Source organism: Frondihabitans sp. 4ASC-45, assembly GCF_049472575.1.
In the GTDB taxonomy this organism is placed as follows: Bacteria; Actinomycetota; Actinomycetes; order Actinomycetales; family Microbacteriaceae; genus Frondihabitans.
This window is the reverse complement of the sequence record NZ_JBCEBN010000008.1, coordinates 15,358-35,399: the sequence shown is the minus strand read 5'-3', so window position 1 is coordinate 35,399 and position 20,042 is coordinate 15,358. Positions and strand designations below refer to the sequence as shown.

The following is a 20,042-nucleotide window of genomic DNA, read 5'->3' as shown; positions in this document are numbered from 1 at the left end:
CGGGGGAGTTCGGATTGTCGGAGTCACCTCCGAGGTACTACGTCTAGCCGGTCGAGTGCCTCTCGCAGGATGTCGCTCAGCGCACGCGACATGCGCTCGCTGAGATGGGAAGCGTCGGCGCGGATGAGGTTGGTTCCGGCGAAGAGAGGGCATCGCGTGCCCGTACAGAACCAGGGCAGCGTGTCGATGTAGTGCGCGTCGACGCCAGTCTTTCGGGCGGCGGCGGCAGCCTTCGATTCGGCGTCTCGCTTCAGGTGGTAGTTGGACGGCGGGCTTGCGAGGCACGCGGAGGGAGCGGAGAGGCGTGTCGTGCAGATCGCCGGCGAGGGGCCTTTGGGTGGCGCGGGCAATAGGACGAGAGCGCGATCGGGGGCGTCGAGAGCCCGAAGCGTCTCGGTGGTTCCGTCGCGCCACTCGCGCTCGGCGGCATCGCGCTGGGCTCCACTCTCGAGGAAGGGGAGGAGGTTGGTGCTGTCGCTGAGGAGCACGAGGTCGGCGGAGAGCTGCCGAGCGAGGCGGAACATGGTGTCGCGGCTTGCTCGGCAGGCTTTAGCGAACCAGGGCTGGCCGGTCGGAGTGGCCGACACGGAGACGAACGAGCAGCCGGAGAAGGAGAGGGCGTCGACTCGCCAACCCAGGGGAACGAGCGCCCCGGCTACGGCCGGAGTCCAGGCGGCAGCCGAGGAATCCCCGATCACGACAGCGCGCCGAGATGCCTTCGGGTCGCCCCAGGTGCAGGTTCGGGGGATCTGCGTCGATTCGACCGGGTTATGACGGCATCCTGAATCGTTGTCCATTGCCGGGGGAAGGCGGCTCGTGAAGGCGGAATCGAGTTGGGATCGAATCTCGGCGGGCCAGAATCGGGCGGCGGAGGCTTTCGTGAGCTGTCGGCGCAGCTCGTCGAGGGTGGGTGGGGTGCTCGGAGGCGGGGCGGGGTCGATGAGGCCCAAGGTCGAAGCGGCGAAGGCGGGATCGCCGAGCTTTCCTGGGCCGCGTACCTGAGCCACCGCGAAGCACCCGACGACGAGCACTGCGGTTGTCGAGGCGGCCATCGCGGTGATCGCCGTCGCCCGGGGTGACAGTCGTGTCCGTGTCCGTGTCCGTGTCCGATTCCGTGTGCGGTCAGGCGAGAGGGCCCGTCGCGGCCGTTGGAAAGGGACCTCGATGTACCGGTAGGTCAGGGCTGACAGGAAAAGGGTCGCGGCCGCGATCGCCAGTGCGAGAGCCGGGGTCATGTCAGTCGCACTCGTGGCGACAACGATCAGGGGGAAGTGCCACAGATAGAGGGAATACGAGCGCAAGCCCAGCCAGCGGAGGGGAGCGAATCGCAGAGCACGTGACGGCAGGGCCGAGCCGCCGAGGCCGCAGAGGAGAACGAGAGCGGTGCCCACCACTGCGGGCGCGGCACCGGGCCAGGGCAGGGAGTCGCTCGGCACGACGAGCGGAGTCACGACGAGGAGGGCGACCCCCGCCGACGAGGCCCAGGTGCGGATCGTGGCCGGGAGGTGGCGGAGGCGGTTCGAGGCGACGCAACAGAGGCACCCGAGCGCGATCTCCCACAGCCGGGTCGTCGTGTTGAAGTAGCTCGCATTGGGCGAGCTCACGGTCAGCGACGCCGCGACGACGATCGAGACGGCCGTCGTGAGGATGGCGACACCCGCGACGAGGAGCAGGATCCTCCTGCGTGAGCGCCCGACAACCACCGCAAGAACCACCACGAGGGGCCAGGCGAGGTAGAACTGCTCCTCGACGGCGAGCGACCAGAGGTGCTGCAGCGGTGACGGTGTCGGATCGTGAAGGTACGAGGCGCCAGCACCGATGAGGTGCCAGTTCTCGACGAGGGTGGCAGCGGCGAAAGCGTCGAGGATGGTCTGGAAGAACCTCGGCTGAAACCACAGGGTGCCGGTCGCGACGAGGGTGGCAGCCGTCACGACTGCGGCGGCAGGGAGGAGGCGGCGGATCCTGCGCGCAGCGAACCCCGGAAGGGAGACGCGGCCAGTGCTCGCGACCTCGCGCAGCAGCGCCGCGGTGATGACGAAGCCCGAGATGGTGAAGAAGATGTCGACACCGACTGCGCCGCCCCGCACCCCGGCACCGAGGTGGAAGAGGACGACGAAGGAGACGGCGAGGCCGCGGATCCCGTCGATCTCGGCATGGTGCTTATGCGGCGGTGTAGTAAGGCGTGAAGTCACGAGGTATTTATACCTTACATCGGAATGGCCTGTGTCGTTTCGCTGTTGATGTTTCTCATTTTGGCCATCGGTTTGCTTGCCCGCTGGCCTTCCTCACAGGCCCTGTCGTCGGCGGTCGGCACCGTTTCGACACGGGGCATGGCGAGACAGACGATCAGGATGCTCACCATCGACGCGAAAGCGAGGTAGTCGAAGGAGAAGAGCATGACGACCATGGGGAGGATTGCTGCCCGCCCCGCCGCATCGGTTGAGCGCCACCCGACGAGTACGAGGAGGACGAGAAGCACGAGCCCGACCACGCCCTGGGTGGCGAGGGTGGTCACGAGCTGGTTGTCGACGACGTTGAGCCCGTTGTTGAGCAGGAGCCCGCGGTCGAAGAGCAGCTGCTGTGTGGCCGCACCGCTGCCCCAGAGCGACTCCCACGGGGGTCGCGCCAGCAGAGCGGGCACGTACGAGAGGTTTCCCTGACGGTTCGAGAAGGAGCCGGAGTCGACGAGTTCGCCGACGATCGCACCGACGGAGTCGGCGTTGAGCGCGATGGCCGCGGCGCCGGCGGCGACGGCGAGGAGCCCACGCCATCGACTCGACAGGGTCTTCCCGTTCAGGAGGATGTAGGCGACCGCGAGGATGGCGGCGAGGATCCCGCTTCGTGACCCAGACAGGATCAGGCTCGCCGCGAAGAGGGAGAGCAGGAGAAGAGCCCACGGCCTGGAGAAGGTCTTCCAGTCGACGAGCAAGAGGACCAGGGCGATGGTGATGACCACCGAGAACGGAATCGGGTGGCCGAGGCTTCCCTGCACTCGCGACACCGCATCGCCGAGGAGGTGGTTCTCGTTGTTCAGCCCGCGTCCGTTGCCGTAGATCAGGTAGCCCCAGAGGACTGGGCGGTGAGTGATGAGAAGTTCGATCAGCCCCAGGGCGACCTGGATCGCACCGTTCGCGATGAGCCCTCGGCGCAGCGACGCTATGTCGTCTCGGGTGAATTGGCCGACGACGGTGATGAGCAGCAGCGACAGGCCCACTAGACGAAGCAGGAAGCCGACCCCGTCGGGGTTGGTCAGTTGTGTCGTCGCCAGGGCACAGCCGAAGAACAAGGCCGTGAGGGGAATGAGGGGCGATATCGACGTTCGAATGCTCGCGTGCGCACGGGGCGATAGGGCAGCCAGAGCGAGAAAGAGTAGCGAGGCGGCGATGGTGGCGTCTTTGACGTTCTGCGGGCTCGTCCGTGACCAGAAGAGACACAGGGCGGTAACGGTCAGCGCGACGGCGATCCCGCGCACGCGTGCGGGCCGGACGAGGGCGCCAAGGAGAAAGAAGAGACCGGCGCCGAGCGGGGCAGCGAGAGCGATGAGCATCAGGGAACCTTCGGGGAGGTGGAGTCTGGGAGGAGTGGGGTCACCGGGCGGGCGCCGTCGCGTGCCATCGACGGCGCACGCAGAGGCCCTGAACTGCAAGCGCTGTGACCTCGGCGACGATGACAGCGACGACCGCCCCGGTGGCCCCGGCGGCGAGAGAGAGCGCGGGGACGAGCGCGAGGGCCACTGCCGCCGCCGCCAGAATGGCTCGCGTGATGTCGTTGGACGCGTCGAAGGCGACCAGCACGATGCCGAACCCGCGTGATGCGCACATCACGGCGACCAGCAGTGATCCGAGAGCGATGAGGGCCGCATCCATCGGAACGGCGTCTGCGAACAGAACGCCCCAGACAGCGGGCATACCGGCACCGAAGACGAGGGCGGCGGCGACCCCCATGCCGGCGTTGATCAGCAGAGCGTTGCGGGCCCGGTGCTGGGCGAGTCGCCGGTCGACCACGCCGAGATAGGCCTGCAGCCGAGCCGGGATGGCCCCGAGCACGACGACTCCCATGCGCAGCGGTCGGTCGACGGCGGCGTAGAGGGCGACCGCGCCGGGAGCCAGTGCGCCGAGGGCGACCGAGGGGAGTGCCGTATAGACGATGCTCACGGCTCGCCCGGACACGACGACCGCCTGGCGTCGAAGCGTCTCGGGCGCCCGCGTGAAGTCGCGCGCACGCGGAACGAGCGGAAGCCCCGCGATCACAGAGGCAAGGATCCAGGCCACAACCGACGACGTGACGAGTGCGGTCCCGTAGAACGCGAGGGAAGCGCCGCCGGCGATGAGCCAGGCGGCGCCGAGCGACAGAAGCAGGCGCGGCAGTGTGTCGCAGACCAGCGTCAGGCCGGGGCGGCCTGCCCCGACGAAGAACCACGCGGGGCTGAGGGAGGCCATCGCGCCACCGGCCCCGACGACCGCGGCGCCGACTGGATCGACCGGGGCGAGCAGGAACGCGAGGACCGCCGCGAGTGGGGCGATCACGACGAGAGCGACGAGCTTGGAGGCCAGAGCCGAGCGGTAGAGGTCGTGGCGGGAATCGGGGTGGCGAGCGACCTGCTGGGGGCCCACAACGCCCCAGCCCAATTCGGCGACCGTGGTGCTGGCGTTGCCGATGGCGAGAGCCAGGGCCAGTGACGCCCAGCCGGTGGCACCGAGGCCCCGAGTGACTGCGATGGTGATCGCGAGAGGCGCTGCCGCACCGAGGACTGGCGCTCCGGCGAACAGGAGGAGCGCACCCGTGCGGGCGGCCGGGGTGGAGCGGGGTGTCGTGGCGGCGGTGTGGCGGATGGTCATCGGCGGCATCGGCTCTCGACGAGGTCGCGCAGAATGTCTCCGAACTGCGCGTATTCGCCCGCCACCCAGGCCTCGAGGTCTGTCGCGATCGACGTGTCGGCGTCTGCCGGGCTGAGTTCGGCAAGCGTGTCGGCCAAATCGGCGGATTCTGGGGAGCGCACGCCGACGAGAAGATTTCGCGCGATCGGCGCGAGCTCCCGAACCGCGGCGGTGTCGCGGGTCACGACGACGCGACCGCAGGCGAGCCCCTGCCAGACCTTGTTGGCGACGACTGACTGGGCCTTCGCGGATGTGCCGAACGTCCCGAGCACGACGTCAGTCGACGCGATTACGGATAGGAGTGCCTCTTCGGGAACGGAGTCAAGAAAGACGCAGTCGTTCGCGATACCCAGAGTGACGGCGCGGGCCTCGATGGCCGGACGCAGGCTGCCGTTGCCGACGAATGTCGCACTGAACGCCCGGCGCGGGGCAAGCGAGCCGAGGGCCTCGATGACGATGTCGAGCCCGTGCAGAGGAATGTAGTTGCCGTAATACAGGAGGCGCAGGGGCTCGCTGGTCGTTCGGGCCGGCTGGGGCGTGGCCCACGGGGGCGCACCGACGGGCAGCGCCAGAACGCAGCGCGCTCGCGGATGGTCATGTCGGACGGCGGCTGCTCGCACTTCGGTGTCGATGAGGTAGACGTCTGACCAGGTGACCGCCAGACGGTCTTGCAGTCGGAGGAGCCGGGCGCGAAACGAGGTCGGTGAGACGGCCTTCCAGTCGCCCACGGCTGTTTCGTGAAGGCCGACGAACCCGTCGATCACGACGGTGCAGCGCGTCAGGCGGCCGACGAGGGCGACGAAGGGGGCGTGTGCGAGGCGGAGTTCGGAGAGCACGACGACCTGCGAGCGTCGCGCCTCGGCCCAGAGGCGGAAGACGTCGTGCGCCAGTCGCACGATTCGACCCCGCACTCGGCTCGGGCGGGGTGAGACGACTTCAAAGCCCGCATCGGCCAGGTAGCGCCGGATTCGCGAGTTGCGCGGGTACGTGCGGTCGTGGATTCGGTAGTAGACGACTCGAGGGCGCGTGGGCCTCATCGGTGGCGGCCGGAGATGAGAGAGTCGGTCTCGAGCGACGGGTCTTTGCCGTCGATGCCGTAGTACGCGTCGTAGGAGCCGTAGCCGTACGCATTGGGGCCCTTAGCCGGAAGCATGGTCAGGATGACCCCGGCGGGGTGGCTGCCCGTCCGCTCGAGGTTGTCGAGCGCGCTTCGGAGCTGGTTCTTCGTCGTGCGTCCCGCCGCGGCGACGACGAGGGCACCGCTCGTGACGGTGCTCAAGAGCGCGGCGTCGGTGACGGGAAGTGTGGGTGGCGCGTCGACGAGAACGTAGTCGTAGGCGGCGGTCAGTTCGCGGATGAGGGCGTGCATGCCGGCCGACCCGAGAAGCTCGCTGGGGTTCGGGGGGATGCTGCCCGCGGGGAGCACCGTGAGGCTGCCGCGGCCCCAGGGCTGGAGGGCGTCTTCCAGCTCGACGCGCCCGATCAGGATGTCGGTCAGGCCCACGGCGCCCTCGAGCCCCATGATCTCGGCGACGCGCGGTCGACGAAGGTCTCCGTCGACGAGCACGACCGTTGCGCCGCTCTCGGCGATGGCGATGGCCAAGTTCGCGGTCGTGGTCGTCTTCCCCTCTGAGGGCACCGACGAGGTCGTTACGAAGCACCGCTTCGTCGCGCCAATATCGACGAACTGGAGGTTCGTTCGAAGCGCGCGGAACGCCTCGGCTCGCGGGCTTCGCGGGTCGGCGCGGACGATGAGCGGTCGATTCTTGATCGACGGGTCGAAGCTGATGCCACCCAGAATGGGAACCGTGGTGATTCCTTCGACATCGGAGCTGCCGTGGATGCGCGTGTCGAGTGCCGAACGCAGCACCGCGGCGGAGAATCCGGCAGCGAGGCCGATGAGCCCGCCCAGGGCGAGCGTGAACAGCACGCGCGGCGACGAGGGGTAGCCCGGCACGACCGCGGGCTCGATCGTGCGGACCTTCACGAGGCTCGACCCGCCCGCCAGTGGCGACTCGAGGTCGAGGACCTCGGTGGTGAAACTCGCCCCGACCGCGTTGGCGATCTCGGCCGCACGCTGGGGGTCGGTGTCGGTCACCGCGACGTCCATCAGCGTCGTGTTGGAGTTCGCGGTCGCCGTGACGCGATCGGCCAGAGCGGCCGGCGTCGTATCGAGATGCAGTTTTTTGATCACCGGCGCGAGGACGGTCGAGCTCTTGATCACACCCACATAGGTGCGGACCTTCTCCTGGGCGGCGCTCGTGCCCTGGACGGCCTCGACGGCGCTGCTGGCGTCGGCCGCCTGGACGGAGACGAAGAGTTGTGTGGAGGCGACGTAGGTCTTCGTCGCGGTGATCGTGTAGGCCGCGGCGCACGAGACGGCGACGAGAGTCACGACGACGATCGTCGCCCATCGCCTGCGAACGATGCGGATGTAGTCGTTGAGTTGCATGTTCCCTGCCTGATGTTGTCGAGGAGCGGAAGAAAGAGGGGGTTGTCCGCTCAAAACGTATCGGAGTGAACAATCTAGCATTTCACATTAAACAAAGGAAGACTCAGAGCAAGGCAGTACTCTGCCGTCATGCCCGCAAACAACCTCCTCGGTGTGCCCGAGACCCTCTTGCCCGACGAGCCAGACGTGCAGGCGGCACTGGCCGCGGGTACTCCGCTGGTTGAAATCGTCTCGGCGCACCCGTCGTCGTCATTGGCATGGGCCCTCCTGGCCGACGAGACGGCGCTCGGCGGTGGTCGCGACCTCGAGGCCTACGCCTACGCGCGCGTCGGCTACCACCGCGGCCTCGACTCTCTTCGCAAGGCCGGCTGGCGTGGGCACGGTCCCGTGCCGTGGTCGCACGAGCCGAACCGGGGGGTGCTGCGGGCACTCTTCGCCCTGCGGCGCGGAGCCGCTGCAATCGGCGAGACGGAGGAGGTCGAGAGGCTGACCGCGTTCTTGACCGAGTCGGATCCTGAAGTCTTGCGAGTGCTCGGCAACGACTGAGCCGAAGCGGGTCAGACCGAAGGATCCGCGCCCGGCGCCCTGAGCAGCACGTCTCGGGCGACCGCCCCGAGAGCCTCGGACATCGCGTTCGTCAGGTGGCTGTCGTCGATGCGCACCAGGGTTCCGCCGATCTGGGCCGGGCAGCGCCCGCCCGAGCAGAACCAGCTTTCGGTCGAGACGAAGCGGACGTCGTGGCCGGCCGCCGCGACCCGGTCGGCCGCCGCCTTCTCGGCACGGTCTTTCGCGCGATGCTCCGCCGAGTAAGTCGTCTCGCACTGCCGGGGCGACGAGAGTCTCGTCGCGCAGTTCGTGATCGGTGGGCCCATCGGCGGGCTCCCGAGGAGGACGACCCGGCGATCGGCGTCCGCGAGGGTGCGCAGGAGGCTTTCCGTACCGCTGCTCCAGCCCGACCCGGCCTGAGGCTCGGGTGATTCGAGCCGCTCGGGAGCCGTTTCGTGACCGGAGAGGATGACCAGCTCGGGGTCGAGGTCGTGGACGAGAGAGAGGCTCTCTTCGCGGGCATGCGCGCAGCCGTCGGTGAAGGCGGCGCCGAGCCCGGGTTTGGTGAGCGTGGCATCGATCAGCGGGCAGCTACTGAAGCCCAGTCCGACCACACGCCAACCGTGGCCGACGAGGGCCCGGTTGATCATGGGGAGGTAGCTGATCGCCATGGAGTCTCCGAGAACTACCGCGGTCTTTGTCGCGCCCGGTGTCGAAGTCGAGCAGATCGTGTGGGTCGCTTGTGTCGTCACATCGTGCAGGCAGCCGCTTTCGAGCGACATGCCGGGCGCGTACTGGTTGTCGAAGGCGTGGTCGAGGCTCGGAATGGTCGAAGGCCAGGTGGCGTCTGACAGGCCGGCGGTGATCAGCGACTCGAGAGACGACGGGTCGAGGAGCTCTCGCGCCGGTTCGCGCTTGCCGAGGAGATCGGTCGCGGCGGCGGCGGCCTCGGTGCTGGTGACTTCGGGCACGCCCGCCCGCTGGAGGGTCGTCGCCGTGCCGATGACAACGAGCACGATCGCCGCGGCCGCGATCTGCAGTCGTCGGCGAGGTGCACGGGGGCTTCCGCTGATGCTGGCCGGTCGTCGCTCGGGTGCGCGCACGTGGCGGAGCGCGGGCTGCTCGACGAAGCGATACGACAGCGCTGCGAGGAGGCCAGCCAAGGCGATGGTGAGCAGGGCGCTTGCGGGCGACGTGCCGAGCAGGCTGTGGACGAAGACGATGACCGGGAAGTGCCAGAGGTAGAGCGAATACGAGATTCGGCCAGTGAGGCGGATAGGCCGATTGTCGAGCACCCGGGCGAGACGGCTGCCGCCACGCGGCGGGAACAGGAGGAGGAGCACGGCCGCGCCCACCGGGAGCACGGCCACGGGCCAGGGGTAGTGACGCGGAGCCACGGGGGCGAGGAGGCAGAGCGCGATGCCGATGAGACCGGCCATCGACAGGAGCTGTCGAGACCGCGGTGCGAGTCGTGCAGCCAGCGGTGCCAGGGTGGCCGCAAGGGCTCCGGCCGCGAGTTCCCAGACGCGGGCCCCGGTGTCGAAGTACGCGGCGTTCTGATCGACGCTGCTGCGCCAGGCGGCGAACGCCAGAGAGGCGACCAGGATCGCTCCGATCGCGACCGGGGTGACGGCCCGCGAGAGACGTATTGATCTGCCCCGCCCGAGACGACGGGCGGCGAGGCCGGTCGCGATGAGGAGCAGGGGCCAGAAAGCGTAGAACTGCTCCTCGACACCGAGTGACCAGAAGTGCTCGAGTGGCGACTCCCCACCGTCGCCCTGCAGGTAGGCGGTGCGGGTCGCGACGAGGTGCCAGTTTTCGACGAAGCTCAGGGAGGCGAGCGCATCGAGAGCGACGGCGAGGGCGCGCGGCGTGTGCCAGAGCGCAGCGGCGGCGGCAGAGACCGCGGCGATGACGACGAGGGCGGCGGGCAGGATCCTTCGCGCTCGGCGCACCAGGAACGCCACCAGGTCGATCTGACCCGTCGTGTCACGCTCACGAATGAGGATGCCGGTGATCAGAAACCCGGAGAGGACGAAGAAGAGGTCGACGCCGGCGAACCCGCCGACGGGCGCGCCGAAGAGGTGGTTCGCGAAAACGGCGAGAACGGCGACGCCGCGCAGGCCCTCGAGATCGGGGCGGAAGGGGGTTGAACGAGAGATGTCGGGGCCTTTCGATGGCAACATTCCAAATATTACATAACAATAGGGGATTTGACGAGAGGTTCTGGGTGGGACCGCTAGGGTTCGGTGCATGTCGAAATCCGTCGCCGTCATCGGAACCCGGGGCTACCCGAGCTATTACGGCGGTTTCGAGACCGCGGTGCGCAAGATCGCGCCGCACCTCGCCGAGCAGGGCTGGGACGTCACCGTCTACGGCCGCGACGGGGCGACGCGCGACGACGACCCCGACCTCGACCCGCGCGTGCGAGCGAAGACGACCCGCGGTGTCGAGAGCAAGTCGCTGTCGACCCTCAGCTACGGGCTGACCGCCACTCTCGACGCGATGATCCGCAAGCCCGACGTTGCTCTGGTGATGAATGTCGCGAACGGCTTCTGGCTGCCGTTGCTCAAGCTGCGCGGAATCCCGACGCTCGTCAACGTCGACGGCATCGAATGGGAGCGCGCCAAGTGGGGCCGCCTGGCCAAGCTGATGTTCCGGGCCGGGGCCAAGACCACTGCGTGGTGGGGCACCCGACTGGTCGCCGACGCGCGCGAGATCGCCCGGCGCTGGCGCGACGGATTCGGACGCGACAGCGTGTTCATCCCCTACGGCGGCGAAGAGCCCGGCGACCTCCCTGTCGAAGAAGGGCAGACGCATCGAGGCTACGCCCTGATCGTCGCGCGGTTCGTGCCCGAGAACACCGTGCACGAGTTCATTGAGGCGGCCCGCACGATCGCTCTCACGACGAACGTCGTCATCGTAGGATCCAGCGGCTACGGCGGCGAGATCGACGACGCGGTCCGGTTGCTCGCCGAAGCCGAGCCGCGTGTCACGTGGCTCGGCCACCTGAGCGACGACCGTCGCCTGCTCGCCCTCTGGCAGCACGCGGGTGCCTACTTTCACGGGCACAGCGTCGGCGGAACCAATCCGGCGCTCGTGCAGGCGATGCTCTGCGGCGCGCCGACCGTCGCCCGCGACACCGTCTACAACCGCGAGGTGCTCGACGACGCGGCGGTCTTCGTGCAGCCGACGCCGTCGGAGATCGCGTCGGCCGTCGTCGGCCTGATCGGCGATGCCGCGCGGCAGGAGGAGCTGTCGACGGCTGCGCGCTCACGGGCTTTGGAGCACTACACGTGGGCTGACATTTGCCGGCGCTACGAGGTCGAGCTCGAGGGGCTTGTTCGGCGTTAGGTGCGCTGGCGTTACGCCGTCGGGCTGCTGCCGCGCTGCCGCCGCCGAGAGTGCGGAATTGGTGGCTCGGAAGGCAAGCGAGCACCCATTTGTGCACTTTCGGGCGCTCTTTGGCAGGCCGGGCCGGAGTGGCTTCTCGTAAGAGACGTTTTGCGCCCGATCAAATTTGACGCGATTCGAAACGTCGGCCATTTCGATCTGCGTCAAATTTGATGACGCGCAAATCGTCTCCACGGGGGAGTGGCCTCGGGGCGCTAGGGCAACGCCGGCCGATCAGGCGATGAGCCGATCAGCCGATCAGGCTGGGGCGCAGGTCGCGCATCGTGCGGCGCTTCGTCATGCGTCGAGCGGCGACGAACGAGACCAGCAGCGCGCCGATCATCCAGAGGGCGAGCACTCCGGCGTCGCTCCACGCGGCGCCGATGTTGCCGCCGTACATGAGCTGGCGGATGCCGTCGACGGCGTAGCTCATCGGCAGGGCGAAGTGCAGCGCCGCCAGCGGGCCGGGAAGGGTCTGCCAGGGGAACGTGCCGCCGGCGGTGACGAGCTGGATGAGCATCAGCACCAGTCCGAGGAACTGCCCGACGCTGCCGAGGAGCACGTTAAGCATCATGATGATGGCCGCGAAGGTGATCGACGCGAGCACCATCAGGCCGACCATCGGCACCGGGTTCACGACGTCGAACCCGAGGGCGAACTTGACGATCGCGAACAGGGCGACCATCTGCACCAGACCGAGGATCGCGGGAGAGAGCCAGCCGGCGAGGGTGATCCGGCCGGGGGCGCGGACTGCCGTCAGGGCTCGCTTGGAGATCGGCTTGATGATCAGGAACAGCGCGTACATGCCGATCCAGGCGGCGAGGCTGATGAAGAACGGTGCGAGCCCCGCACCGTAGTTGCCGGCGCTCGCGATCGACGAGTCGCGAATGCTCACCGGGTCGGCGATCGCTGCGGCCTGGGTGTCTCGGGTGGCCGCGGTCGTGGCCGGAATCTGCTTCACGCCGTCTTTGAGCCCCTTCGTCAGCTTCGTCGAACCCGTGACGAGCGACTTCGCGCCCGAGTCGAGCTTGGTGATGCCGGAGGAGAGCGAGGAGGCACCGGTCGACGCGGTGGCCGCGCCGGAGGCGAGCTGCGCGGAGCCGTCGGCCGCGCTGGCGATGCCGCTCGTGAGGGCCGGAGCAGCCGTGCTGAGCTCGTTCGCTCCCGCGTCGAGCTGCTGGATTCCCGAGACGAGGGCCGGCGTCTGCGCCGAGAGCTTCGAGGTGCCGGCGGCAACCTGGGCACTGCCCGTGGCGAGCTGACCGGTCGTGGTTTCAAGCGTGGACAGCTGCGTTTGGGCGGCAGTCGCGGCCGAGGTCAGCTTGGTGGCCGTGGACTCGTTCGAGGCATCGACGACCTGCTGGATGGCGGCCTTCTGCGCATCGGTCATACCCGTGGCGGCGTAGATCTGGTTAAGAGCGGCCTGCTGCTTCTTCTGAGCGGCCGAGAGCTGAGCAGGCAGGGCTGCCTTGACGTCAGACGCGGCCTGCTTCTGCAGGGCGACTCCGTCATCGAGAGCCTTGTTGCCCGCTGCGACCTTTTGAGCGCCGGTGTCGAGGGCTGCGGAGTCGGCCGGAAGCGACGAGGTCTGCGACTGGAGAGTGTCGAGGCCGCTCGACAGCTGCGCCGTCTGGGCGGGGAGAGCTGCGGTCTTGGTGCGGAGCTGCTGGAGACCCGTATTCAGACTCGATGCTCCGGTCGAGAGCTGGGACGCGCCCGAGGCGAGCTTCGTGGCGCCGGACTTCGCAGAGTCGAGACCGGATTTGAGGTCGGTCGCGCCCGCAGTGACCTTACTGGATCCTGCGCTCGCGTCTTTCAGGTTGTCGCGGACGTCGTTCAAGCCGACGAGAAGGGTCTTGGCGGCCGTCTTGCCGACCTCCGCGGTGATCGTCGCCCGGATCGTCTTGCCAGCCTGATCGGCGATCGTCGACGAGAGGTAGCTCGTCGTGTCGTTCGTGGTCAGGTCGATCTTGGCCGCGGTCGGATCTGTCGTCGACGCGCTCGTGAGGTCGGTCGAGAACGACTTCGGGATCGAGAAGACGAAGTTGTAGGTCTCGTCTTTGATGCCCTTGTCGGCCTCGGCCTGCGAGACGACGTGCCAGTCGAAGTCGTTGCCCTCGACGAGCTGATCGGTGATCTTCTGCCCGTAGTCGACCGCGTTGCCGTCGGAGTCGGTCGCCCCGGCGTCGTTGTCGACGATCGCGGCGGGGATGTGGTCGAGCTTGGCGTAGGGATCCTGGTTGGCCCAGAGATACATTCCGCCATAGAGCAACGGAACGCACATCAGCGCGATGAAGGCCAGCCGGGCGAGCGGGGAGGCGGTGAGGCGGTTGAGCTCGGAGCGGACGAGGGCGGCGATCTTCATTCGGTGTCCTGCGATTCTGAAGCGGTTTCGGGCGCGGGAAGCAGTGCGCTGACGTGTGCGGCCGCGGCTACGCCGGTGACGAGGAGGACGGCGACGTGGCGGAGGGCGAGGTCGCGGACGACGCCGAACCAGGCCGCGGTGTCGCCGCCGTGGCGCTCCGGCGTGGTGATGATGAGGCCCTCGACGCCGGGGCGGAGGAGCGCGAGCTCGCAGAGAATGCGGATACGGGCCTCGGTCGGGAGGTGCTTGATGCGCGTCTCGTCGTGCTCGGCGAGACCGACCGCCTCGAGAAAGAGGTCGGACGTCGCCCGGTTGCCACGCTGGCCGGCGAGAGCGAGCTCCTCCTGCACCACCGTACGGACGGTGAGGTCGGCGAACGGCTCGGCGACCGTCGGTGTGTCGATGAGGGCGAACGCCTCGCGGATGCGGGCGGGGTCGTCGACGCCGTCGATCAGCACTCGGCCGGTGTCGGGGGCCATGCGGCCACCGGCGATGAGCGAGGCGAGCGTCGGGGCCCCCTCCGTCTCGACCGCGACGACCGCGGGAATGTCGCTGGTGGCGGTGGCGTCGAGCCGGGGCAGCGGGGCGCCGGGGCCCTCGCCGATGGCGACGCCGTCGAGGGTGAGTCTCATCGTTCTTCTTCCGGGGTGAGGGTGGTCAGAATGGTCGTCGCCTCGGCGTGACCGAAGCCGGCGAGGGCGAGCACCGAGAGCACGACGAGGCGTCGCCCCTCCGCGGTGGAGATCTCATGTCGGGTCGACTCGTCGAGCACAGAGATGGCGGCGCTCTCGATCAGGTGGGCCAGGGTGTGCGCGTCGATGTCGTCGCGGAACGAGCCATCGGCGATGCCGCGCTCGACGATGCCGCGCACGTGCTCGCGCAGGGGGAGGAGCGCGTCGCCGACCAGCAGCGCCTGGGGCCCGCGCACCGTGATGAGGGCCATGGTGCGGACGTGGTCGACCTCGTTCCAGAGGCGGGCACCGACGGTGGCGAGCTGGAGCGCAGGATCCGTCGGCTCGGCACCCGGCACGGCACCGGCGCCCGGCAGCAGCGCCGCGTTGATGCGCGCGGCGCCCCGCAGCGCCAGCTCGCGAAGCAGGTCGTCGCGGTTCGCGAAGTGGCCGTAGAGGGCGCGACGGGAGAGCCCGGCCTCCGCGGCGACGGCTTCGAGGGAGGCATTGGGGTCGCGGTTGAGCAGGGTGCCGGCAGCGAGCAGGAGGCTCTCGCGGTTCTCGGTCGCGTCGCGGCGCGGGGCGCGCGGGCGGCTGGCGGTGGAAGGCATGCAGCGAGTGTACGCCTAACTTGCACTGCCGTGTGCACTTTACGGAAGTGTGTAGAAGGTGACTTGCCCCGATTGCTTGACACGTCGGATCCTCGGCCCGCTATGCTCGGTTCTCCATGCCACTCCGGCATGCCGCCCCTGGAAGGAACGAAATGCTGAACAACCAGCAACTCGCCCCGCGCTATGAGCTCGAGCTCATCCAGCGCACCTTCCACGAACCCATCTAGGGCCGTAGCTTTCGATCCGTCGAAGCCCCGGCCGCCGATGAGGCCCGGGGCTTCTCTCGTTTCTTTCGACACTGCAGGTCGATCGGAATGCGCCTCCCCGGGTGCACTCCGTCACACCGAACAGAAACGAAAGGACCATGAAGAAGATCACGAACCGGCTGCTGAGCTGGGCGAGCATCCTGGAGGACTCCACGGAGGCCCAGGCTCGCACCACCTCGACCATGCCGTTCATATTTCCGCACCTCGCTCTGATGCCGGACGCCCACCTGGGTCTCGGCGCCACCGTGGGGTCGGTCATCCCGACACTCGGGGCGGTCATGCCGGCCGCCGTGGGCGTCGACATCGGCTGCGGCATGATCGCAGTGAAGACGCAGTTCACCGCCGCCGACCTGCCCACCGACCGCAAGCCGGTGCGCGAGGCGATCGAGCGTGCCGTGCCGACCTCGGCCGGCTCGTACAACCGCAAGGTGGTGGCGACTGCCGCGCCGCGCATCGACGAGCTCACGGCGATGGCCGTCGAGGCCGGATTCGACCCGGCGTCGTACACGAAGAGCTGGGAGCTGCAGCTCGGCACGCTCGGCTCGGGCAACCACTTCATCGAGATCAGCCTCGACGAGAACGACGACGTCTGGCTGTTCCTGCACTCGGGCAGCCGAGGCGTGGGCAACAAGATCGCGCAGAAGCACATCCAGGTCGCCAAGGCGCTTATGAAGAAGTGGTGGATCGCGCTGCCCGACGACGACCTCGCCTACCTGATCGAGGGCACGTCGGAGTTCGACCGGTACATCGCTGAGCTCCGCTGGGCGCAGCACTTCGCGCTGCTCAACCGCGAGGAGATGATGGACCGCGTCGTGCGGCAGTTCGCCGACTGGATGGGATCGCCCGTCACCGAGCTCGAGCGCATCAACACGCACCACAACTTCACGCAGAAAGAGACGCACTTCGGCAAGAGCGTCTGGCTCTCGCGAAAGGGCGCGATCTCGGCGCGGGCCGGTGAGGCCGGGCTGATCCCCGGCTCCATGGGCACGGCGTCGTACGTGGTCGAGGGGCTCGGCAACAAGCTCGCACTCGACTCGTCGCCGCACGGCGCGGGTCGGCAGTTCTCGAGGTCGAAGGCTCGCAAGACCTTCACGCACGATCAGCTGCGCGAGGCGATGGTCGGCATCGAGTACCGCGACACCGACGCATTCCTCGACGAGATCCCGCAGGCGTACAAGCCGATCGACCAGGTGATGGACGACGCGTCCGATCTGGTGTCGATCCGGCACACGCTGCGGCAGATCGTGAATGTGAAGGGCGACTAGCTGCTGCCGGTCGCGCCCGCTTCCGAATTTGAAGGAGAAACGCGCCGGCCCCGACGGAAACATCAGGATCCGCCGGGGTCGAGGGCGCGGATCTCCTTCAAATTCGGAGCAGGGCGCGGGGATGATTAACTGGACACGTGAGCCCACTTCACCGTCAGCCCCGGCTGATCCTCCTCGTGTTCGCGGGCGGCGCCGTCGGCACCGGCATCCGCGAGGCGCTGTCGCTCACCTGGCCGGCCGCGCCCCACGGATTCCCGACGACGGTTTTTGCCATCAACCTCGTCGGCTCTTTCGCGCTCGGAGCGCTGCTCGAGTCGCTCGCACGGCGCGGATCGGATGACGGGGGGCGCCGGATCCTTCGCCTTCTCTTCGGCACCGGCGTGCTCGGCGGCTTCACCACTTACAGCGCGCTCGCGACCGATGTGGCGACCCGCCTAGGATCCGCGACCGGCGTCGCTCTGACCTACGCGGCACTGTCGCTGCTCGCCGGGGTCGCGGCGGCGGCACTGGGCATCGCCCTCGCCGGGGCCGTGCAGTCGCGCTCGACCCACCACGTCACCGGCGATGACGAGGAGGACGCCGGATGACCACCCCTCTCGTCTTCATCGCGATCTGCCTCGCCGGGGGCGCGGGGGCGTCGCTGCGCTTCGTTCTCGACGGCGTCATCAAGGCGCGCGTCAGCCGCTTTCCGGTCGCGACCGTCGTGATCAATGTCACCGGATCGTTCGGGCTCGGCCTGCTGACCGGGCTCGGCACGGCAGCCGGTCTGCCGCACGACTGGGTGCTGATTCTCGGGGGTGGCCTCATGGGCGGCTATACGACGTTCAGCACCGCGAGCGTCGAGACCGTGCGTCTCGTGCAAGACCGCCGGTACGGGGCAGCCGCCCTCTACGGCATCGGGATGCTCGTCGTGTCGATCGGCGCCTCCGGACTCGGGCTCGTGCTCGGTGGGGCGTCCTAAGGGGGCCTTTCCGCTCACCCCTCGTCGAGTCGCCGACGCTGTGCCATCCTCGACCTCATGGACCCCGTGACCTCGATCGCCTGGATCGTCGCGTTCGTCATCGTGACCGTCGCCGTGACCGGGCTCTCGGGTCGAGTCGGCTGGTCGGCCCCGGTCGCCCTCGTCGCGGTCGGAGCAGTGGCGTCGTTCATCCCCGGTGTGCCGAGGGTCACGCTCGAGCCGGATCTGATCCTCTACGCCCTCTTGCCGCCCCTGCTGTTCGCCGCCGCCATCCGCACGTCGCTGATCGACATCCGGGCTCGTAACGACAGCATCGTGCTGACCAGCGTCGCGCTCGTCGCCTTCACCGTCGTGGTGGTCGGGTTCGCCGCCTGGTGGATCGTGCCGGGCATCACGATCGCGGCTGGCCTCGCTTTCGGCGCTGTGGTCGCCCCCACCGACGCGGTCGCGGTCACGGCGGTGACCGGCAAGGTGCCGCTCCCGCGTCGAGTCGTGACGATCCTCGAGGGCGAGAGCCTGCTCAACGACGCCACGGCTCTCGTGGCACTCGATGCGGCAATCGCCGCCATCCACCATGTGGTTACACCCGGCGAAGTCGCGGTTGATTTTGGCCTCGCGGTGATCGTCGGCGGAGGTATCGGCCTTGTCGTCGGTATCGTGCTGGCCCAGATTCGTAGCCGGCTCCGGTCCGCCGTGCTCGACACGAGCCTCTCGCTCGTCACCCCCTTTCTCGCTTTCCTCCCCGCGCAACTCCTCCACGGCTCCGGGGCGCTCGCCGTCGTGGTCGCCGGCCTCTACCTCGGCTACCGGTCGCCCGTCGTGCTCTCGGCCGAGGCCCGCGTGGCCGAGCGGCTCAATTGGCGCACAGTGCAGTTTCTGCTCGAGAACGCCGTGTTCCTCTTCATCGGCCTCAATCTCGCGGGGGTGCTCGAGAACGTGGTCCGGTTCGGGCCGGGGCTCTGGCCGACCATCGGCATCAGCTTCGCCGTGCTCGCCATCGTGATCGCTGCCCGGTTCGCGTGGGTGTTCTTCACGATGTTCCTCTACCGGATCGGGCCGGCGCGAGTCCGCGAACGCGCGTGGACGGCCGCGTCGAGCACGGTCGTCTCGGCGGCAGGTATCCGTGGCGTGGTCACTCTGGCTGCGGCCTTCCTCCTTCCCGAAGGCACTCCGCAGCGCGAACTGCTGCAGTTCTTGGCGTTCGTCGTCGTTCTCGGCACTCTGCTGCAGGCACTTCCCCTGCCGCTGCTCATCCGCCGGGTGCACCTGCCCGCCCCGAACCTCGCGCAGGAGTGGACGGAACGACAGCTGCTCACAGCAGAGGCCAAGCAGGCCGGCATCGACCGGCTCGACGCCGTGCGCGGCGACGACGATGAGGAGCGCGTCGTCGAGCAGCTCCGGCGCGCATCGAGCTTCCTCTCCGAGTCGCTCGCGAACCCGTCGCCCCCCGACCGGGAGCAGTCGCCCGTGATGTTCAGCAGGCTTCGCGGCAGCATGATCGAGGCCGAGCGCGAGGCCGTGCTTCTTGCACGCCGCGACGGGCGGTACCAGGAGAACGCCGTGCAGGCCGTGTTGGCCGCGATCGACGCCGAAGAGACGGCGCTCCGAGCACGGCACCCGAAGGCGATCGGCGACTAGCGCCGTTGGTGGGCGCGGGGCCGATCAGCCGAGATGGGAGAGCAGGATCCGCGAGATGTCGGTGGGCTGGATCCTGATCGCGCTGTCGACGTCGAACGGCACGCCGCTCCCATATCGGCCGAGGGCGAGGAACGACCGCGTCAACACGGGGTCGGCGCCGCCGTGGCCGCCCTCGTCGAGGTGCCCATGGTCGGTCGTGACGCCGACCAGCCAGTCTTCGTCGTGCGTGCTCACCCGGCGCGCCACCGCGTCGAGGATCGTGCCGAGGTGGGTGTCGACGCGCGCGACGGCGGCGTCGTACTCAGGCGAGACCCCGCCGTAGAGATGACCGGCCTCGTCGACTTCGCCGAGGTAGACGAAGCTCGCGTCGGGCCCGGCATCGCGGATCGCAAGGCGCGTGAAGGCGGCGATGTCGCCGTCGGCCATGCGGTAGCCGTAGGTCTCGCCGTCGCGGACCACGAGGCGATGGCGGCCGGCTCTCTGGTCGTCGAGGCGAGTGGTCAGGATCGGACCCGCGCTCGCCGGATCGGCGAGCGGCGGCCAGCTCACCGCGGCCAAAGTGGAGTGGCCCGCGTGCGAGGCGCGTGCGAGGAAATCGGTGGTGGCATCGAGGCGGTGACCGTGAAAGGTGTTGTCGAAGACGCCGTGGACCGAATGCGGTGCTCCGGTCAGAATGGACGACCAGCCGGGGCCGGAGATTGTCGGCACTTCCATCTCGAGTGGGAGGAGCTGGCCCGCGCGGGCGAAGGCGGAAAGCACGGGGGCGTGGACGCCTGTGAGGGCGTCGTCGATGCGCAGGCCGTCGATGCCGACCAGCACGATCTTGCGCGGCTTCGCGAGTGCGGTGGTGCCGGGGCTCGAATCGGGGTTCGTGCGTGCGATCTCGTCGGGGTTCGTGCGTGCGTCCATGCCGGCAGAGTGGCGAGCCCGGGTGAACGAGCGGTTGCGAATACGGGGAGGTGTCTCGGCCTTGTGGATAACTCCGACAGGGATCGGG

At 68.5% G+C, this 20,042-nt stretch carries 16 protein-coding genes; 6 read left to right on the top strand and 10 right to left on the bottom strand.

Going from position 1 to position 20,042, the window contains the following annotated elements; genetic code table 11:
- Window positions 1-23 precede the first annotated feature (23 nt).
- Genes VH571_RS12770 through VH571_RS12750 form a run of 5 tightly spaced genes read right to left on the bottom strand, consistent with a single transcriptional unit; the run spans window position 24 to window position 7,329 of the window.
- Window positions 24-2,192, bottom strand: a complete 2,169-nt coding sequence (locus VH571_RS12770; RefSeq protein WP_423264902.1) for an acyltransferase family protein — start codon at window positions 2,190-2,192, stop codon at window positions 24-26.
- Between the two features lie 14 nt (window positions 2,193-2,206).
- Complete coding sequence (locus tag VH571_RS12765; protein ID WP_423264901.1) at window positions 2,207-3,547, bottom strand: O-antigen ligase family protein; 1,341 nt, start codon at window positions 3,545-3,547, stop codon at window positions 2,207-2,209.
- 40 nt (window positions 3,548-3,587) lie between these two features.
- On the bottom strand, window positions 3,588-4,838 hold the full coding sequence (locus VH571_RS12760; RefSeq protein WP_423264900.1) for a hypothetical protein: 1,251 nt from the start codon (window positions 4,836-4,838) through the stop codon (window positions 3,588-3,590).
- On the bottom strand, window positions 4,835-5,914 hold the full coding sequence (locus VH571_RS12755) for a glycosyltransferase (protein ID WP_423264899.1): 1,080 nt from the start codon (window positions 5,912-5,914) through the stop codon (window positions 4,835-4,837). The genes VH571_RS12760 and VH571_RS12755 overlap by 4 nt, the downstream gene beginning before the upstream one ends.
- Entirely contained in the window at window positions 5,911-7,329 is a 1,419-nt protein-coding gene (locus tag VH571_RS12750; protein ID WP_423264898.1) for a polysaccharide biosynthesis tyrosine autokinase, read from the bottom strand. Before VH571_RS12750 ends, VH571_RS12755 begins: the two co-directional genes overlap by 4 nt.
- A 129-nt stretch (window positions 7,330-7,458) precedes the next feature.
- Here VH571_RS12750 and VH571_RS12745 point away from each other — a divergent pair, with 129 nt between their 5' ends.
- Window positions 7,459-7,875: a DUF3151 domain-containing protein gene (locus tag VH571_RS12745; RefSeq protein ID WP_423264897.1), complete on the top strand. Its 417-nt coding sequence runs from the start codon at window positions 7,459-7,461 to the stop codon at window positions 7,873-7,875.
- A gap of 11 nt (window positions 7,876-7,886) precedes the next feature.
- Here the strand turns inward: VH571_RS12745 and VH571_RS12740 are convergent, their stop codons facing one another.
- Window positions 7,887-10,061: an acyltransferase family protein gene (locus VH571_RS12740; RefSeq protein WP_423264896.1), complete on the bottom strand. Its 2,175-nt coding sequence runs from the start codon at window positions 10,059-10,061 to the stop codon at window positions 7,887-7,889.
- Between the two features lie 67 nt (window positions 10,062-10,128).
- Here VH571_RS12740 and VH571_RS12735 point away from each other — a divergent pair, with 67 nt between their 5' ends.
- Window positions 10,129-11,229, top strand: coding sequence for a glycosyltransferase (locus tag VH571_RS12735; RefSeq protein WP_423264895.1), 1,101 nt, complete (start codon window positions 10,129-10,131; stop codon window positions 11,227-11,229).
- Window positions 11,230-11,518: 289 nt separating this feature from the next.
- Here VH571_RS12735 and VH571_RS12730 read toward each other — a convergent pair whose 3' ends face one another.
- From VH571_RS12730 to VH571_RS12720, 3 genes are read right to left on the bottom strand one after another with little or no spacing between them, the layout of a single operon-like run.
- Window positions 11,519-13,633: a YhgE/Pip family protein gene (locus VH571_RS12730; protein ID WP_423264894.1), complete on the bottom strand. Its 2,115-nt coding sequence runs from the start codon at window positions 13,631-13,633 to the stop codon at window positions 11,519-11,521.
- Window positions 13,630-14,265: a hypothetical protein gene (locus VH571_RS12725; RefSeq protein ID WP_123940789.1), complete on the bottom strand. Its 636-nt coding sequence runs from the start codon at window positions 14,263-14,265 to the stop codon at window positions 13,630-13,632. Before VH571_RS12725 ends, VH571_RS12730 begins: the two co-directional genes overlap by 4 nt.
- On the bottom strand, window positions 14,262-14,915 hold the full coding sequence (locus VH571_RS12720; RefSeq protein ID WP_423264893.1) for a TetR/AcrR family transcriptional regulator: 654 nt from the start codon (window positions 14,913-14,915) through the stop codon (window positions 14,262-14,264). The genes VH571_RS12725 and VH571_RS12720 overlap by 4 nt, the downstream gene beginning before the upstream one ends.
- 364 nt (window positions 14,916-15,279) lie before the next feature.
- Here VH571_RS12720 and VH571_RS12715 point away from each other — a divergent pair, with 364 nt between their 5' ends.
- The 4 genes from VH571_RS12715 (at window position 15,280) to VH571_RS12700 (ending at window position 19,045) form a co-directional block, all read left to right on the top strand.
- Window positions 15,280-16,446: an RtcB family protein gene (locus VH571_RS12715; RefSeq protein ID WP_194602724.1), complete on the top strand. Its 1,167-nt coding sequence runs from the start codon at window positions 15,280-15,282 to the stop codon at window positions 16,444-16,446.
- A gap of 137 nt (window positions 16,447-16,583) precedes the next feature.
- On the top strand, window positions 16,584-17,033 hold the full coding sequence (locus VH571_RS12710) for a fluoride efflux transporter FluC (protein ID WP_423264892.1): 450 nt from the start codon (window positions 16,584-16,586) through the stop codon (window positions 17,031-17,033).
- Window positions 17,030-17,407, top strand: a complete 378-nt coding sequence (crcB, locus tag VH571_RS12705) for a fluoride efflux transporter CrcB (RefSeq protein WP_423264891.1) — start codon at window positions 17,030-17,032, stop codon at window positions 17,405-17,407. The genes VH571_RS12710 and crcB overlap by 4 nt, the downstream gene beginning before the upstream one ends.
- Window positions 17,408-17,464: 57 nt before the next feature.
- Window positions 17,465-19,045, top strand: coding sequence for a Na+/H+ antiporter (locus tag VH571_RS12700; protein WP_423264890.1), 1,581 nt, complete (start codon window positions 17,465-17,467; stop codon window positions 19,043-19,045).
- 24 nt (window positions 19,046-19,069) lie between these two features.
- On the opposite strand, the gene VH571_RS12695 is transcribed toward VH571_RS12700, so the two are convergent.
- Entirely contained in the window at window positions 19,070-19,954 is an 885-nt protein-coding gene (locus VH571_RS12695; protein WP_423264889.1) for an alkaline phosphatase family protein, read from the bottom strand.
- Window positions 19,955-20,042: the final 88 nt, after the last annotated feature.

Bases quoted from the DNA above. Each gene is read 5' to 3' on its own strand.
- VH571_RS12765 (WP_423264901.1), bottom strand. From the start codon at position 3,547: ATGCTCATCGCTCTCGCTGCCCCGCTCGGCGCCGGTCTCTTCTTTCTC.
- VH571_RS12760 (WP_423264900.1), bottom strand. From the start codon at position 4,838: ATGACCATCCGCCACACCGCCGCCACGACACCCCGCTCCACCCCGGCC.
- VH571_RS12755 (WP_423264899.1), bottom strand. From the start codon at position 5,914: ATGAGGCCCACGCGCCCTCGAGTCGTCTACTACCGAATCCACGACCGC.
- VH571_RS12750 (WP_423264898.1), bottom strand. From the start codon at position 7,329: ATGCAACTCAACGACTACATCCGCATCGTTCGCAGGCGATGGGCGACG.
- VH571_RS12745 (WP_423264897.1), top strand. From the start codon at position 7,459: ATGCCCGCAAACAACCTCCTCGGTGTGCCCGAGACCCTCTTGCCCGAC.
- VH571_RS12740 (WP_423264896.1), bottom strand. From the start codon at position 10,061: ATGTTGCCATCGAAAGGCCCCGACATCTCTCGTTCAACCCCCTTCCGC.
- VH571_RS12735 (WP_423264895.1), top strand. From the start codon at position 10,129: ATGTCGAAATCCGTCGCCGTCATCGGAACCCGGGGCTACCCGAGCTAT.
- VH571_RS12730 (WP_423264894.1), bottom strand. From the start codon at position 13,633: ATGAAGATCGCCGCCCTCGTCCGCTCCGAGCTCAACCGCCTCACCGCC.
- VH571_RS12725 (WP_123940789.1), bottom strand. From the start codon at position 14,265: ATGAGACTCACCCTCGACGGCGTCGCCATCGGCGAGGGCCCCGGCGCC.
- VH571_RS12720 (WP_423264893.1), bottom strand. From the start codon at position 14,915: ATGCCTTCCACCGCCAGCCGCCCGCGCGCCCCGCGCCGCGACGCGACC.
- VH571_RS12715 (WP_194602724.1), top strand. From the start codon at position 15,280: ATGAAGAAGATCACGAACCGGCTGCTGAGCTGGGCGAGCATCCTGGAG.
- crcB (WP_423264891.1), top strand. From the start codon at position 17,030: ATGACCACCCCTCTCGTCTTCATCGCGATCTGCCTCGCCGGGGGCGCG.
- VH571_RS12700 (WP_423264890.1), top strand. From the start codon at position 17,465: ATGGACCCCGTGACCTCGATCGCCTGGATCGTCGCGTTCGTCATCGTG.
- VH571_RS12695 (WP_423264889.1), bottom strand. From the start codon at position 19,954: ATGGACGCACGCACGAACCCCGACGAGATCGCACGCACGAACCCCGAT.